The following is a 13,044-nucleotide window of genomic DNA, read 5'->3' as shown; positions in this document are numbered from 1 at the left end:
AACAAGATTGTCAAGCAGAGTTCGCACTAATGCACACTAGTGTGAACAAGTGGGGAGTAGAAATGGTAGGCGAATCAAGAGCGAAGTTCATTTGACAGTCTAAGGCGGTAATAGACTGGCTTGGCCACGTGGTTTTGCAAAATTCCCGTGCATTATGTGTGGATCTGGTCATCCGAAAGGCCCCCGCACTCGCGAATCGTAGGCGTCAAACGATATCATCAGTTCGGCGTGTCTCAGCTTGAAATTTGAGGCCATCCCGTTGCCGAAGAGGTCGATCCCGAAGCTGAGTGCGCAGAACGCCGTGAGCCCCTACACGAGGTGGCCCGGCTCAAGCGATAGAACTGCTGGCCGAACGAATACGGAGCACGGGGGCTCTTGGGTTCCCGAGGTCGTTGTGCTTGTGCGCTGGTCACACTCTGGTCACAGCGGACCTATTTTCGAGCAGCTTTCGGGCTGGCTTGCACCCAACTGGCGAAACGGCTAAGAGTCGGTAAGCAGTTGAATTTGTAGCGTCTTTGGAAAGTGCCCCCGTCGGATGGGCGTGTAGCTCAGCGGGAGAGCACTACGTTGACATCGTAGGGGTCACAGGTTCAATCCCTGTCACGCCCACCATCCGAAATCTCTTTTAGATCAACGATCTAGCGAGAGACGCCAGCCCACAAAATGCATCGCAATTCATCGCTGTCACACCACCGTCACAGCGTGAGGCTTTGCAATGGCTCTATCCGCAAACGTAACGGCAAATATCAGGTTCAGGTCCGTCGTCAGGGCTGCAAACCGATGTCGAAAACAGTTCTCAAACTGGTAGACGCGAAAACATGGGCGCGGCTGACACGGGGTGCTAGCCGATCAAACCGGCTTACCCGTCGGTCCCCGAACACCGGCGAAAACAACCGACCCCCGACGTGCGTGGTCCGGTCATCAGATCGCGACCGGAGGCGTGCTCCCTCGGGGTGATCTGCGGCGACTCAATCCGAGCATCTGGTCGCGGATCCGGCGTACCGCTTGCACAACAACCTGATCAGTTCAATCACGGCAATGAAGAGCAGTACGGCCGTGGTCGCTCTGCGATCGCTTGGCAACGATGATCTAGTCACGGCCCAAGCATACCTTGTGCCAAGTGTCTGCAAACGCCTAAAAGAAAAGCATTCTGACTGATGTGATGGCCAGGAAGAAAGCGAAAGCCAGCTTCAGATAGCGCGCGTTCAGCGCGTGCGCGACCTTGGCGCCCCAGGGCGCGATCAGGTAGCTGATCGGCGCGATGAGCAGCACCGCCGGCAGGCTGACGAAGCCGAGGCTGAGCGGCGGCCGGCCGGCAACGCCGAGCCCCGCCCAGATGAAGCCGGCCACGCCCGGAACGGCGATGAGCAGGCCGAGCGCCGAAGACGTGCCGACCGCCCGGTGGACCGGGAAGGACAGGCTGGTCAGCGTCGGCACCGAAAGCGTGCCGCCGCCAATGCCCATCAGCGAGGAGATGAAGCCGATGCCGGTGGCGATGGCGCGGTTGACCCAGGCGCTCTTGGGCAGGTGATCGGAAATCACCAGGTGCCGGGGGATCGCCATGTTGACGGCGACCAGCAGGCCCACGACGCCGAACACCAGGCGCAAGCCCCCGCCGGGGATGAACTTCGCCATGACGCCGCCGATCAGCGCGCCAACGAACGCTGCCGGCGCCCAAATGCCGTAGAGCGTGCGGTCGACATTGCCGCGCTTGGCATGGGCCCGCATCGAGGAAATCGAAGTGGGGATGATGATCGCCAGCGAGGTGGCAACCGCCAGATGGCTGGTGATCGACGGTGGGAACTGGAACAGCGTCAGCACCCAGAACAGCACCGGCACGATGACGATGCCGCCGCCGACGCCGAGCAGGCCGGCGATGATGCCGGCGATGATGCCGGTGGCAGCGAAGCCGGCGACGAGTGCAATGATTGTCTGGCCGTCGAGCATCGACGGATCAAGTACCTGTTCCAAGAATGGAGTCCTTCAGAAATAATGCGCGAAGCGGCAAGGGAGTGGCCGGGTTCGACGATCCACGTCGAGAGCGGTACGCCAGGCCACTGTAACCTGGCGCGCCGACCCTTGATCGCCGCGGCGCTACCGCCCTCGGCGCGCCAGATCGGGTCTTTAGTGCCGGATCATGCCCGCGTCGACATTCAGTGTCTGGCCGGTGATCCAGCGTGCATCGTCGGAAGCCAGGAACGCCACCACGTCGGCTATGTCCTCCGGCTGGCCCTTGCCGGGCATCGCCTGCATCATTTCGACGAAGGCGAAACCGTCCTTGTGCGGGCCGGCCTTGACGCCGTCGCTCTCGATCAGGCCTGGCGTCACCGCATTGGCGGTGATGTTGTGCTTGCCGAGTTCGGTCGCCAGAGCGCGTGTGAAGCCGATCACGCCACCCTTGGCCGCCACATAGGCCGCCATGTTCGGCGTACCGGCAAAGAAGGTGTTGGAGGAGATATTTATGACGCGGCCCGGCTTGTTCGCCGCGCGCATCTGGTCAGTCGCCGCACGCGTGACGAGGAAGGTGCCCGTCAGGTTGACGTCGATGATCTTGCGCCAATGGTCAAGATCGACGTCGTCCCACGCCACGAAGGGCACGATGCTGGCGTTGTTGACTAGGATGTCGACGCCGCCGCTCTTTTCGAGTTCCGAGAACAGCGCCTTCACCGAGGCCGGGTCGGAAACATCGAGCACGCAGGCACGCGCCTTGCCGCCGATGGAAGCGGCCGCCGCCTTGGCGCCTTCCACATTGATGTCGCCGATCACGACGGCGGCACCGTCCGCCGCCAGCCGCTTGGCGATAGCCTTGCCGATGCCCTGTGCCGCTCCGGTAACCAGAGCCGTCTTTCCTGCGAGCCGCTCGCTCATGACCAATCTCCCCTCAATCCTGTTGGTGAAATCATTCGCCGGCGTCGATGACCGCGAGTGCGGCATCGATACCTCTTCCGACGGGCAGCTTCTGGCCCATCGCGTTCAAAGCACCGCCCAGCGCTGTCAGCGCCGCAACAGCATAGATCGGCTGCGCAGTCGGCCCCATGTGGCCGATGCGGGTCAGCTTGCCGAGCGTCTCGCCGCGGCCCGACGAGAACACGACGCCATAGCGTTCGCGCACAGCCTGGCGCAGCGCCCCCTCGTCGATGCCGTCGGGCGTGCGGATGGCCGTTGTGGTCGGCGATGCGATCTTCTCGTTCGCCGCCCAGATCGAAAGCCCCATGGCCTGCGCTCCGGCGCGAGTAGCCTTTGCGGTGAGCGCATGGCGGGCCCAGACGGCCTCGGGGCCTTCGTTGAGATAAAGGTCGAGCGCGACGTCGAGGCCGTTGATCTCAGCAACCGAGGGCGTGAACGGAAACGGCTGCTTGTGCGACCAGGCGTTTTCCCAATCGAGTATGCTTAGCACCGAGGCGCGGGGCGCTGCCGGATTTGCCTTCATCTTGGCCCAGGCTCGGTCGCTCACGCCCATCATGGTCAACCCGGGAGGAGCGCCAAGGCACTTGTTCGGGCCGGTGATGTAAAGGTCAGCCTTGCAGTCTTCGGGGTGGGTCTTCATGCCGCCGAAGGATGAAACCGCATCAACGATGAAATAGGCGCCGTGCGCGGAGACGATCGCGCCGATCTCGTCGATCGGATTGATCGTGCCCGAGGGCGTGTCGTGGTGGCAGACCGAGACGATGGTTATTTCCGGATGCTTCTTGAGCATCTCGGCCACCGCCTGCGGATCGATTGCCTCGTTGTAAGGCGTCTCGATTTCGAGCAGGTTCGGCGAATAGCGCTTGGCCCAGTACCCGAAGCCCTTGCCATAGACGCCCGAAGCGAGGTTGAGCACGACATCCTCGCTGGAGATCAGCGATGCGGCCGCGGCTTCCAGCCCCATCACCGGCTCGCCCTGCAGCAGCACCGGGCGAGTGGAAAGGCGCATCGCCTCCTGCGTCTTGGCGACGACGTTTTCGTAGAACAGCTGGAAGGCCGGATCGTAGTCGTAAAGCACGGTGCGAGCCAGCCCGCGCAGCACGTCCGCATAGGCGTTGACGGGCCCCGAGGTGAGCGTGATCACCGGATCGGCATTGTCTTTATATCGCATTGAAATCTCCCCGGATTGCCCGCGTGTCAGCCATAGAACTGGGTGCCGGTCTTGTAGGTTTTGAAGTTTTCCATGTCGTGCGAGTACATCAGCTCGGCATCGTTATCCTGTGCGAGCTTTTGGACCCGACGCATCGAACTGACCCCCGCCACCGGGTCGATATGGAACGCTGCCTGGCACAGCGTCTCAAGGCTCTTTTGTGTGTATGCGGCGTCGATAGTGAAAAGAATTGGCTTCCGCTTGGCGAAGTTCACCATGAGACTGTAGTGGCCGATGGAATGGCCAGGCGTCGAAATCAGCTTGACGCCCTTGGCGAGTTCGACGTCGCCTTCGATGCCCTCGAAGGTCGAGTTCGCCCGCGTGGTGCCTTCCATCAGCTGGTCGGTGGCGCCCCGCGCCTCGGCGGCTTCGGCGGAGAAGCTCAGATCCGAGTAGCCCAGATGCTCGAACGGCTGCGGATTGCAAGCCTGCGGCACTTCGCTCTTGTGGCAGATCTTCTTGGCGTGCGGGAAATATTTGTTGCCGCCGCAATGGTCGAAATGGAAGTGGGAGTTCACCACCACGTCGATGTCCTTGGGCTCGAGCCCGAGCAGCGCCAGCGCGCCAGGAATGGTCTGGTCCTTGCTCTGGATCGGCTTTTCGAAGGGCAGCACCTTCATCACGTGGTCGTAGTCGAAGCCGGTATCGATCAGGAAGCGGCCTTCGGCATGCTCGACCAGGATCGAGTAGACGGGAAAGCGCACCTCGCCGCCCGGCCCGCGATTCCAATAGACGTGATAGCCGTCGAGCACCAGCGAGCCGCCGTCGAGCAGATAGACCTTCGTATCAGACATCTTTTCCTCCTGTTTTTCCCCTGCGGCGTGGCCGCTTCCCGATTGTTTGTTGCCGTCAGCGCGAGCCGCGCTCATAGGGCAAGCCAAGTGCGGCCGGCAGGCTCGCCTTGCGCCCGAACAGCACCAGCATGATCATCACCGCCAGAAACGGCAGCATCTGGATGACGTCGGTCGGCATGTTGATGCCGGCAACCTGCATGGCCGTGGTGAGCGACAGGCAGACGCCGAACAGCAGCGCGCCAAACAGCACCCACAGCGGCCGGCCGCGCGCCAGCATCGCCAGCACAATGCCGAGGAAGCCCGCGCCATTGGTGATGAACGGAATGAAGATGCCCGCGCCGACATTGGCGAGATAGGCGCCGCCGACGCCTGCGAGCGCGCCGGTGGTCAGCACCGCAGCGGTGCGAGTGCGGACGACATCGATGCCGGCGACATCAAGCGCGGCCGGCTTGTCGCCGGCGGCCTGCAGGTTCAGGCCGAGCTGCGTGCGGCGGTAGATGTAGATCATCACGAACACCAGCGCGACGGCGAAATAGACGATCAGGTGATGCCGGAACAGCGCCGTCCCCAGCACAGGAATGTCGGCCAGAAGCGGGATCGCCGTCTTGTCGGCCGCCGGCAGACGCGGATAGCTGCGCGAGAACTGGAAGTGGTGCAGCAGGGCGGTCAAGCCCTCGAGACCGAGCGTCAAAGCGATGCCGATGACGATCTGGTTGAGGCCGAGGCGTACGCACAGCAGCGCCATCACCGCGGCCACCGCCATGCCGCCGAGCGCACCGACCAGAAAGCCGAGCCACAGCGAACCCGAATAGTAAGCGCCGACGAAGCCGAGATAGGCGCCGAGGATCATCATGCCTTCGATGCCTATGTTGAGCACGCCCGCCTTTTCCGACATCTGCTCGCCCAACCCGGCCAGCAGCAGCGGCACGGCCGCGGTGACGGCGCCGAACAGGAGGGCTCCGAGGAAGACTTCGCTGAAAAGCCCGGTCATGGGTCAGACCCTCCGCGTCTTGATGAAGTGATGGTCGATGTATTCGGCGATCGCCAGTGTCACGAGCACGACGGAGACGAGGACGAGCGTGAAGTGATGCGGCACGCCGAGCCGGCGGGCAGCACTTTCGCCGCCGATCGACAGGATCGAAAGCAGGAACACGAAACCGATCGCGGCAAAACCGTTCATGCGCGCCAGGAACACCATCGGAATGACCGCCATTGCATAGGCCGGGTTCCAGTCGGCGCGGACATTGCCCTGCACGCCGAGAATGTCGACCGCGCCGGCAAGGCCCGCCAGCCCCGCCGAAATCGCAAATACGGCGATGGTGAGCGCCGGCACCGCAAGCCCGGAATGCACCGCCGCGCGCGGATTGGCGCCCACCACCTGCAACTTGAGACCGAAGGCAGTGCGCGTCATCACCAGATGCACGGCGATGATGGCGACGAGACCCAGCAGCAGGCCGCTGGAGATGGTGGTGTCGAACAGGCGCGGCAGGCGATCCTCCACCGGCAGCGTCCGCGTCTGCGGAACCGTGGTCGTGGGATCGAGGAACACGAGCTTGACCAGCACATTGGCGAGCGACGTGCCGAGGAAGGTCATCATCAGCGTGGTGATGATCTCGTTAACGCCCTGATAGGCACGCAACAGCGCCGGCAGCAGCGACCACAGCATCGCAACGGCAGTTGAAATCAGGAAGGCGCAGACGAGTGCCAGCCAGGCCGGCAGGAACTGCACCAGGAATGGACCCGCGGCGGCGGCGCTGACCGCACCGAGCAGGAACTGGCCGTCGCCGCCGAGATTCCACATGCCCGCCCGAAAAGCGACAATGAGGCCGGCAGCAAGGAACAGCAGCGGCGCCATGCGCGTCAGCGTCTGCTGGACGCCCAGTGGCGACAGCAGCCCACGCTCGATGACGAAGCCGTAATAGGTGAGCGGGTTGACCCCGACCGCCAGCAGGATGCAGCCGGCAATCAACAGGGCCACGAATACGGGGCCCAGCGTCATCACCAGGCGACGCAACAGGTCGCCCTTGCCGCTTTCGGGAATGGCCGGTTCAAGCGCGGTTGCGCTGGCCTGTGTGGTTTCGACGCTCATGCCGCAAGTCCAATCATTAGACGCCCAACCTTGGTGCGAGCGTCGGCGGAGTTCTCGACCGTGCCGACCAGCGCGCCGCCGGACATAACGGCGATGCGGTCGCAGATGCTCAGCAGCTCCTCGAGATCGGTTGAAATCAGCAGCACGGCCATTCCGTTCGCTGCGACATCGCGCACGCGCTGGCGCGTTGCCAGCGTGTTGGCAAGGTCGAGCCCATAGGTCGGCTTGTTGAAGATCACCGCCTTCACGCCTTCGGCGAGCTCGCGCGCGATCAGGATCTTCTGGATGTTGCCGCCGGAAAGCCGGCCGATCGGTGTCTTGATGCTGGGCGTGCGGACGTCGTATTCGCGCACCAGTTCAGCCGCGCGGCGGTCGATCTCCTGGCGCTGCTCGACGCCCTTGCGCCAGAAGGGTGAAGCGCCGATCTGCTTCAGGAAGAAATTGATCGACACGGGGAAGGTGCCGACGGTCCCCTCGCCGAGCCGGTCGTCGGTGAGATAGCGCAGGCCCTTCTCCCGCCGCGCGCCGACGCCGAGCCCGTCGAGGCTTTCGCCTGCGAGCCGCACCGAGCCGCCGCTGGTCGCCAGCTGTCCGGCCAGCGCCTCGGCAAGCTGCTTCTGGCCGTTGCCGTCGATGCCGGCAATGCCGAGCAATTCACCGGGGCGGATGTCGAACGCTATGGATGCGAGAGCCGGGGCGGTCGCCGTCGCCGGCACGGCCAGGTCGCGCACCTGCAGGAGCGGCGCGGTTCCGGCGGGGAAGGCGTGCACTGTCCGCGCCTGCTCCTCCGGATCGCTCTCCTTCTTGCCGAACATCAGTTCCACGATTTCGGCGATAATCTCGTCCTCGCCCAGGGCGCGAAGGCGCTCAGGCGAAATTTCGCCCACCTTGCGCCCGAGCTTCAGGACCGAGATGCGGTCGCCGAAAGCAGCGGCTTCCTTGAGCTTGTGGGTGATGAAGACGATCGCCAGCCCCTGCTCGACCAGGCGGCGCATCAGCGCGCCAAGGTCGTCGATGCCCTTCGGCGTCAGCATGGAGGTGGATTCGTCGAGGATCAAAAGCCGGCTGTTGCGCAGCAGCGCGCGCAGGATCTCCACCTGCTGCTGCTCGCCAAGCGACAGCTCCGAGACCTTGGCATGGAGATTGACGGCTATGCCGAGCGTGCGGCTGATTTCGGCAACGCGCGCCTCAAGTTCCTCGGCCTTGGGCCGCTGCCACCACGAGCCGCCGAGCAGCAGGTTTTCTGCCACCGTCAGCGTCGGCACCAGCATCATGTGCTGGAACACCGTGCCGATGCCCAAAGCAAGCGCGTGGCGTGGCGAGGTGATGGGGGTCGGCGCGCCGTCCACGAGGATGCGTCCCTCGCTCGGCTGCTGCAGACCCGAAAGCATGCCGATGAGCGTGGATTTGCCGGCGCCGTTTTCGCCCAGCAACACATGCACCTCGCCTGCCCTGATCGACAGGTCGACGCTGTTGTTGGCAACGATACCCGGAAAGCGCTTGGTCACGCGTTCAAGCGTGACGATGTCCGGCTTTCCGTCCGCCGAAGATGAAGAAACACTGGTCATGAACTGCCCGCCGACCGCAATGATTGATCGGAGGGGCGGAGTGTCCGCCCCTCCACGAATCCGACCGTCTATTCGGTCACATTCGTCATCAGCTGGCGTACGGCGGTCGCCTCGAAGATCGGCTCCACCTTGATCTTGCCGGAGATGATGTCTTCGCGGATGGCCTGCACCTCGGACCAGACATTGTCCGGGATCGCCGGGGTCTTCAGCAGCTTGACGGAGTCGTCCTTGACGCCGATGGAGTAGCCCTTGGTGCCGTAGGTGTCGGTCTTCAGGTCATTGATCATAGCGGTGTAGACCGGCGTGATGTCCCAGACCACCGAGGAGAGCAGGAAGCCCTTGTCGATGGGCGACTTGTCGCCGATCACGTCGATGAAATAGACCTTGCCGCCGTCGGCCGCCTTGGTCGTCTCGACCGCCTGCAGCATGCCGAAGCTGGAGCCGTTGCCCTGGCCGAAGATGATGTCGGCGCCCGAGGCGATGACGCTTTCGGTCACGCGCTTGCCGCCGGCCGCATCGCTGTAGGCGGCGGGTCCGATCACGGCATAGGTCACCTTCACATCCGGGTTCTCGGCCTTTACGCCTTGGGCGAACGCGGCAGACTGCGAGTTCCAGGACGGCGGCTCGCCCGAGACTACGATGCCGACGGCCTTGCTGCGGGTCATCTTGGCGGCAAGGCGGCCGGCCAGATAGGCGCCCTCATGGCCGCTCAGCGTGTAGTCGGCAATCAGGCCCTTTTGGAGCGCGTCGGGCGTGTCGACGATCGCGACCGGCACGTTGAGTTCCTTAGCGATTTCAGGCGCCGAGGTGTTGTAGCCGCTGGCGTGGGCGATGAGTAGGCTTGCGCCCTCCTCCGCCAGTTCGCGCAGGGTCGGGCGGACGTCGCCATAGCCGAGACCCTGCGCCAAAATCACTTCCACGCCGGTCGCCTCGGCCGCGGCCTTGGCCGCTTCCACGCCCTGCTGGTTCCAGCCATAGTCTGTGCCTTCTTCCGGCGTGAGGATGGCGATGGACTTGACATCGGCAGCATGGGCGCCGCTGAGCATGAACCCGCTCAGCAGTAACGCGCTCACGCTGTATTTCAGTTTATTCAACATGTTACCCTCCGTTTCTAACGTTAACTTCTAAGTTATTATTGTTCTTAATTGAAAGTCTTGATAATATATCTCTAGACTTTCAACTAGGGATTACTCGCTTGTTCACACGAGTTGTTTTCGCCGCCCTCCTGGGCTTCACGGCAAGCGCGGAAGCGGTCGAGCTGCACCACATCACCGTTCGAAAAGGCACCGACGGCCTTTCACCGTTGACCCTGACTGTGACCAACGCCGGCGCCAACGCCATCGCCTGCCATGCCGACATCGCCCACTGGTATTCGCTGGAACTGGCCAAGGCCGCCCCTGGCGCTGCGCTCGACATCGAACTCTGGTTCGATCCGAAGACCGGCACATATGCTGCCCTCAACGACAAGCGCGAGAACCTGCCCGTCGAGCGCCTGTGGTGCGGTGTCGACGGGCGCGCATATGAGACACGTGCGCTGGTTTCGCTCGACCGGCATGCCGAAGCGCAGCCCGCCGCCAAGCGCATGCTAAGCTGCGCGGAGAGCGGGAAACGCCTGGCCTGCCGGTGAGCGACGGCGGCGCTCATCACGGCGCCGCCTTTGATGCCACGAGCGCCTTCAGCCTTTCGTACTCGGCTTTCACCGCCGGGTCAGAGGCGACAAGCGTGTCGGCGAGCTGGTGGAACTCATCCTCCATCTCCGCCTGCTCCTGCGGCGACAGCTTGTTGACCACGCCGCCATTGTCGGCCCAGACCTGATAGGTCTTCTGGACGTTGTCGACACCCCACTGGAACACCGAGGTCTCGGCCGCGCGGCCCGCCTCGATGATCGCCTTGCGCACATCCTCGCTCTGCGACTGGAACCAGTCCTCGTTGACCACGGTCACTGAAACGATCTCGGCAAAGCGCAGGTCGGTGATGTTCTTGCCGATATCGAAATATTTGAACGCGGTCAGGATCGGCATGCCGACCAGCATGCCATCCAGGCCGCCGGATTCGAGCTGCGGGATCACTTCGGTCAGCGCCAGCGGCAGCGGCGTGGCCCCTACCAGCTCCATCGGCTTGATCTGCATCGGCGAGGCGAAGGTGCGGATCTTCAGGCCCTTGAGCCCGTCGAGGGTCGTCACCGGCTTCATCGTAAACACGACAGTCGGGCTGTTGTAGATCGCGCCGATCACGCGCAGGCCCTTGTCGAGGAACATTTCTTCCAGATGCGCGCGGTATTCCGGATCATGAATGGCGTTCTCGACGTCCTGCGGCGTCTTGAACAGGCCGGGCGCATCGAACGCCTGGAAGCGCGGATCGACATTGGTCATGAAGGAGGTCGGCGTTGTGAACGCCTCGATGGTGCCAAGCAGCACGCCCTCGGCCATGCGCGGGATCGCGCCGAGCTGGCTTGCCGGATAGATCTCGGTCTTGACCGCATCGCCTACCCGCTTGTTGAGCTCTTCGGCAAACACCTTCTGCCATTCGTGCTGGACGTCGTTGATGGTCGCGGACGCAAGTTTCATGGTCGTTTGCGCCGCTGCCGGCCTGGCCGCCATGGCCAGCGGCAGCAGGGCAAGTGCGGTGCCGAAAGCGGCGGCTTTGAAGATTGAAGACAGCATCACGTTCCCCCGTTTTTTCTCTAAAGCGATTGACCGAGCGCCAGGGACAGCGCCGGCACATAGGTGATGATGAGAAGTGCGGTGACCTGCACACCCACGTAAGGCAGCACGCCACGATAGAGCGAATGCGCCGGCAGCCCCGTGACGGACTGGGCAACGAAGATGTTCAGGCCGAAGGGCGGCGTGAACATGCCGATCGCCAGATTGACCGTCATTACGATGCCGAAATGGACCGGATCGATGCCGAGCGAAATCGCGATCGGCACGAGCAGCGGCGCAAACACCAGGATCGCCGAGGTGGGATCGAGGAAGCAGCCGATGACCAGCAGCACGACGTTGACCGCGAGCAGGAACGTAACCGCATTCATGTTCAGCGACTGGATCCAGGCGACGATCGCCTGCGGCACGCCCTGCGTGGTCAGCACCCAGGTGACAACGCCGGCGGTGGCCACGATAACGAGTATCTGCGCCGACAGCATCGCCGAACTGCCGGCCGCCCGCACGATGTCGCGCCAGCTCATGGTGCGGTAGACGAAGCGGGCGACGACGATCGCATAGAGACAGGCAAAGCCTCCAGCCTCGGTCGGCGAGAACAGACCATTGTAGATGCCGCCCAGCACGAACACCGGCATCAGCAGCGCGGCGATGGCGTTCTTGGTGGCGGCCCAGGCGAGCGCCGGATCGAAGCGGCCGACAACCGGTATCTTCAGTACCATGGCCATGACGATCACGAAGGCGCACATCATCAGCGCCATCAGCAGGCCCGGCAGGATGCCTGCCATGAACAGCCGCGGGATGGATTGCTCCGCCGCCAATCCGTAAAGGATCATGGCAATGCTGGGCGGGATGACGATGTCGATCGCGCCGCTGGAAGCCAGCAGGCCGGCCGAGCGCTCCTTGCCGTAGCCCGCGCTCTCGAGCTTCGGATAAAGCGTCTTGCCGAGCGCGGCGACCGCCGCCACGCTGGAGCCGGAAATGGCGCCGAGCACGGTGGAGGCGCCGACCGTCGAAACGGCCAGGCTGCCGGGCAGCCTGCCCACCAGCGCCAGAACCCATGCGATCAACCGCGAGGCGATGCCGCTGGTGCCCATCAGCTCGCCGGCAAAGACGAAGAACGGGATCGCCAGCAGCGCATAATTGTCCATGCCGCCAAACAGCACCTGATGCAGCGCAACCGGGGGCGTGGGCAGGACGAAGAAGAAAGTGACTGCAACAGCCGCCAGGAAGACGAGAAAGACCGGCGTGCCGAGTGCCAGGAGCACGATGGGAAGGACAGCGAGCGAAGCGGTCATGCGGACGGCTCCTCATGTGGGTCATTGCGCAACAGCGCACCGAAGTCGCGAACGAGCATGATCAGGCCAACCAGCGTCAGGCCGGCAAAGCCGGCGAGAAGCGCCGCATGCGGCAGCGACATGGGAACGCCAAGGCCCATGCTTTTGGTGGCTAACCGGCTGATCTTGCCGACGAAGAGGTGTGAGGCATAGGTGGCATAGCCGCAGGCAAGCACCGCCGCTGCGTCATGCACGACATGCAGCAAATGCTTGAAACGCCCCTTCGCATAGGAAGGCACCAGGTTGACGCCGATATGGTCTCGCTCGGCGAGCGACAGGATCGCCCCGGCCATTACCACCCAGATCAGGGTGTAGACCATCAGCTCGTCCGTGCCTGTCATCGAGAAGCCGAACAGGTAACGGCCCGACGCATTGACGACGTTGACGCCCACCACGAACAGCAGCGCGATCCCTAGCACGGTGTGCAGCAGCTTGCCGCTCGAGCGCGCCAACTGCAAAACCTCCCATCTGTTTGTCATACG

At 63.3% G+C, this 13,044-nt stretch carries 12 protein-coding genes and 1 tRNA gene; 2 read left to right on the top strand and 11 right to left on the bottom strand.

Annotation, left to right across the window (positions count from 1 at the left end; translation table 11 throughout):
* Window positions 1-537 precede the first annotated feature (537 nt).
* Window positions 538-612 (top strand) — tRNA-Val (locus AC3A4H_RS16750).
* A 522-nt stretch (window positions 613-1,134) separates the two neighbouring features.
* On the opposite strand, the gene AC3A4H_RS16745 is transcribed toward AC3A4H_RS16750, so the two are convergent.
* From AC3A4H_RS16745 to AC3A4H_RS16710, 8 genes are all read right to left on the bottom strand, one after another.
* On the bottom strand, window positions 1,135-1,947 hold the full coding sequence (locus AC3A4H_RS16745; protein ID WP_487767864.1) for a sulfite exporter TauE/SafE family protein: 813 nt from the start codon (window positions 1,945-1,947) through the stop codon (window positions 1,135-1,137).
* Between the two features lie 177 nt (window positions 1,948-2,124).
* Window positions 2,125-2,868, bottom strand: a complete 744-nt coding sequence (gene pldH / locus AC3A4H_RS16740) for a pyridoxal 4-dehydrogenase, SDR-type (RefSeq protein ID WP_487767712.1) — start codon at window positions 2,866-2,868, stop codon at window positions 2,125-2,127.
* Between the two features lie 31 nt (window positions 2,869-2,899).
* Window positions 2,900-4,078 carry a pyridoxamine--pyruvate transaminase gene (gene ppaT / locus AC3A4H_RS16735; RefSeq protein ID WP_487767711.1) on the bottom strand — a complete coding sequence of 393 codons (1,179 nt, stop codon included), beginning with the start codon at window positions 4,076-4,078 and terminating at the stop codon, window positions 2,900-2,902.
* Between the two features lie 26 nt (window positions 4,079-4,104).
* Window positions 4,105-4,911 (bottom strand): 4-pyridoxolactonase, encoded by an 807-nt coding sequence (gene pldA, locus AC3A4H_RS16730; protein ID WP_487767710.1) that lies wholly within the window; start codon window positions 4,909-4,911, stop codon window positions 4,105-4,107.
* Between the two features lie 55 nt (window positions 4,912-4,966).
* The gene (locus AC3A4H_RS16725) at window positions 4,967-5,902 is read right to left on the bottom strand and encodes a putative B6 ABC transporter permease subunit 1 (protein ID WP_487767709.1); all 936 of its coding nucleotides are present in this window, start codon (window positions 5,900-5,902) and stop codon (window positions 4,967-4,969) included.
* Window positions 5,903-5,905: 3 nt separating this feature from the next.
* A complete protein-coding gene (locus AC3A4H_RS16720) occupies window positions 5,906-7,000 on the bottom strand; it encodes a putative B6 ABC transporter permease subunit 2 (protein ID WP_487767708.1) in 1,095 nt (364 codons plus the stop codon).
* Window positions 6,997-8,568, bottom strand: coding sequence for a putative B6 ABC transporter ATP-binding protein (locus tag AC3A4H_RS16715; protein WP_487767707.1), 1,572 nt, complete (start codon window positions 8,566-8,568; stop codon window positions 6,997-6,999). Before AC3A4H_RS16715 ends, AC3A4H_RS16720 begins: the two co-directional genes overlap by 4 nt.
* A gap of 68 nt (window positions 8,569-8,636) precedes the next feature.
* Complete coding sequence (locus tag AC3A4H_RS16710) at window positions 8,637-9,665, bottom strand: putative B6 ABC transporter substrate-binding protein (protein WP_487767706.1); 1,029 nt, start codon at window positions 9,663-9,665, stop codon at window positions 8,637-8,639.
* A gap of 98 nt (window positions 9,666-9,763) precedes the next feature.
* Here AC3A4H_RS16710 and AC3A4H_RS16705 point away from each other — a divergent pair, with 98 nt between their 5' ends.
* Complete coding sequence (locus AC3A4H_RS16705; RefSeq protein ID WP_487767705.1) at window positions 9,764-10,195, top strand: hypothetical protein; 432 nt, start codon at window positions 9,764-9,766, stop codon at window positions 10,193-10,195.
* Between the two features lie 16 nt (window positions 10,196-10,211).
* Here the strand turns inward: AC3A4H_RS16705 and AC3A4H_RS16700 are convergent, their stop codons facing one another.
* Genes AC3A4H_RS16700 through AC3A4H_RS16690 form a run of 3 tightly spaced genes read right to left on the bottom strand, consistent with a single transcriptional unit; the run spans window position 10,212 to window position 13,041 of the window.
* Window positions 10,212-11,231: a TRAP transporter substrate-binding protein gene (locus tag AC3A4H_RS16700; protein ID WP_487767704.1), complete on the bottom strand. Its 1,020-nt coding sequence runs from the start codon at window positions 11,229-11,231 to the stop codon at window positions 10,212-10,214.
* Window positions 11,232-11,251: 20 nt separating this feature from the next.
* Window positions 11,252-12,523, bottom strand: coding sequence for a TRAP transporter large permease (locus AC3A4H_RS16695; protein WP_487767703.1), 1,272 nt, complete (start codon window positions 12,521-12,523; stop codon window positions 11,252-11,254).
* Window positions 12,520-13,041: a TRAP transporter small permease gene (locus AC3A4H_RS16690; RefSeq protein WP_487767702.1), complete on the bottom strand. Its 522-nt coding sequence runs from the start codon at window positions 13,039-13,041 to the stop codon at window positions 12,520-12,522. Before AC3A4H_RS16690 ends, AC3A4H_RS16695 begins: the two co-directional genes overlap by 4 nt.
* Window positions 13,042-13,044: the final 3 nt, after the last annotated feature.

This window comes from Pseudaminobacter sp. Soil_N_29 (assembly GCF_057656055.1).
This window is presented reverse-complemented; position numbering and strand designations above follow the sequence as displayed.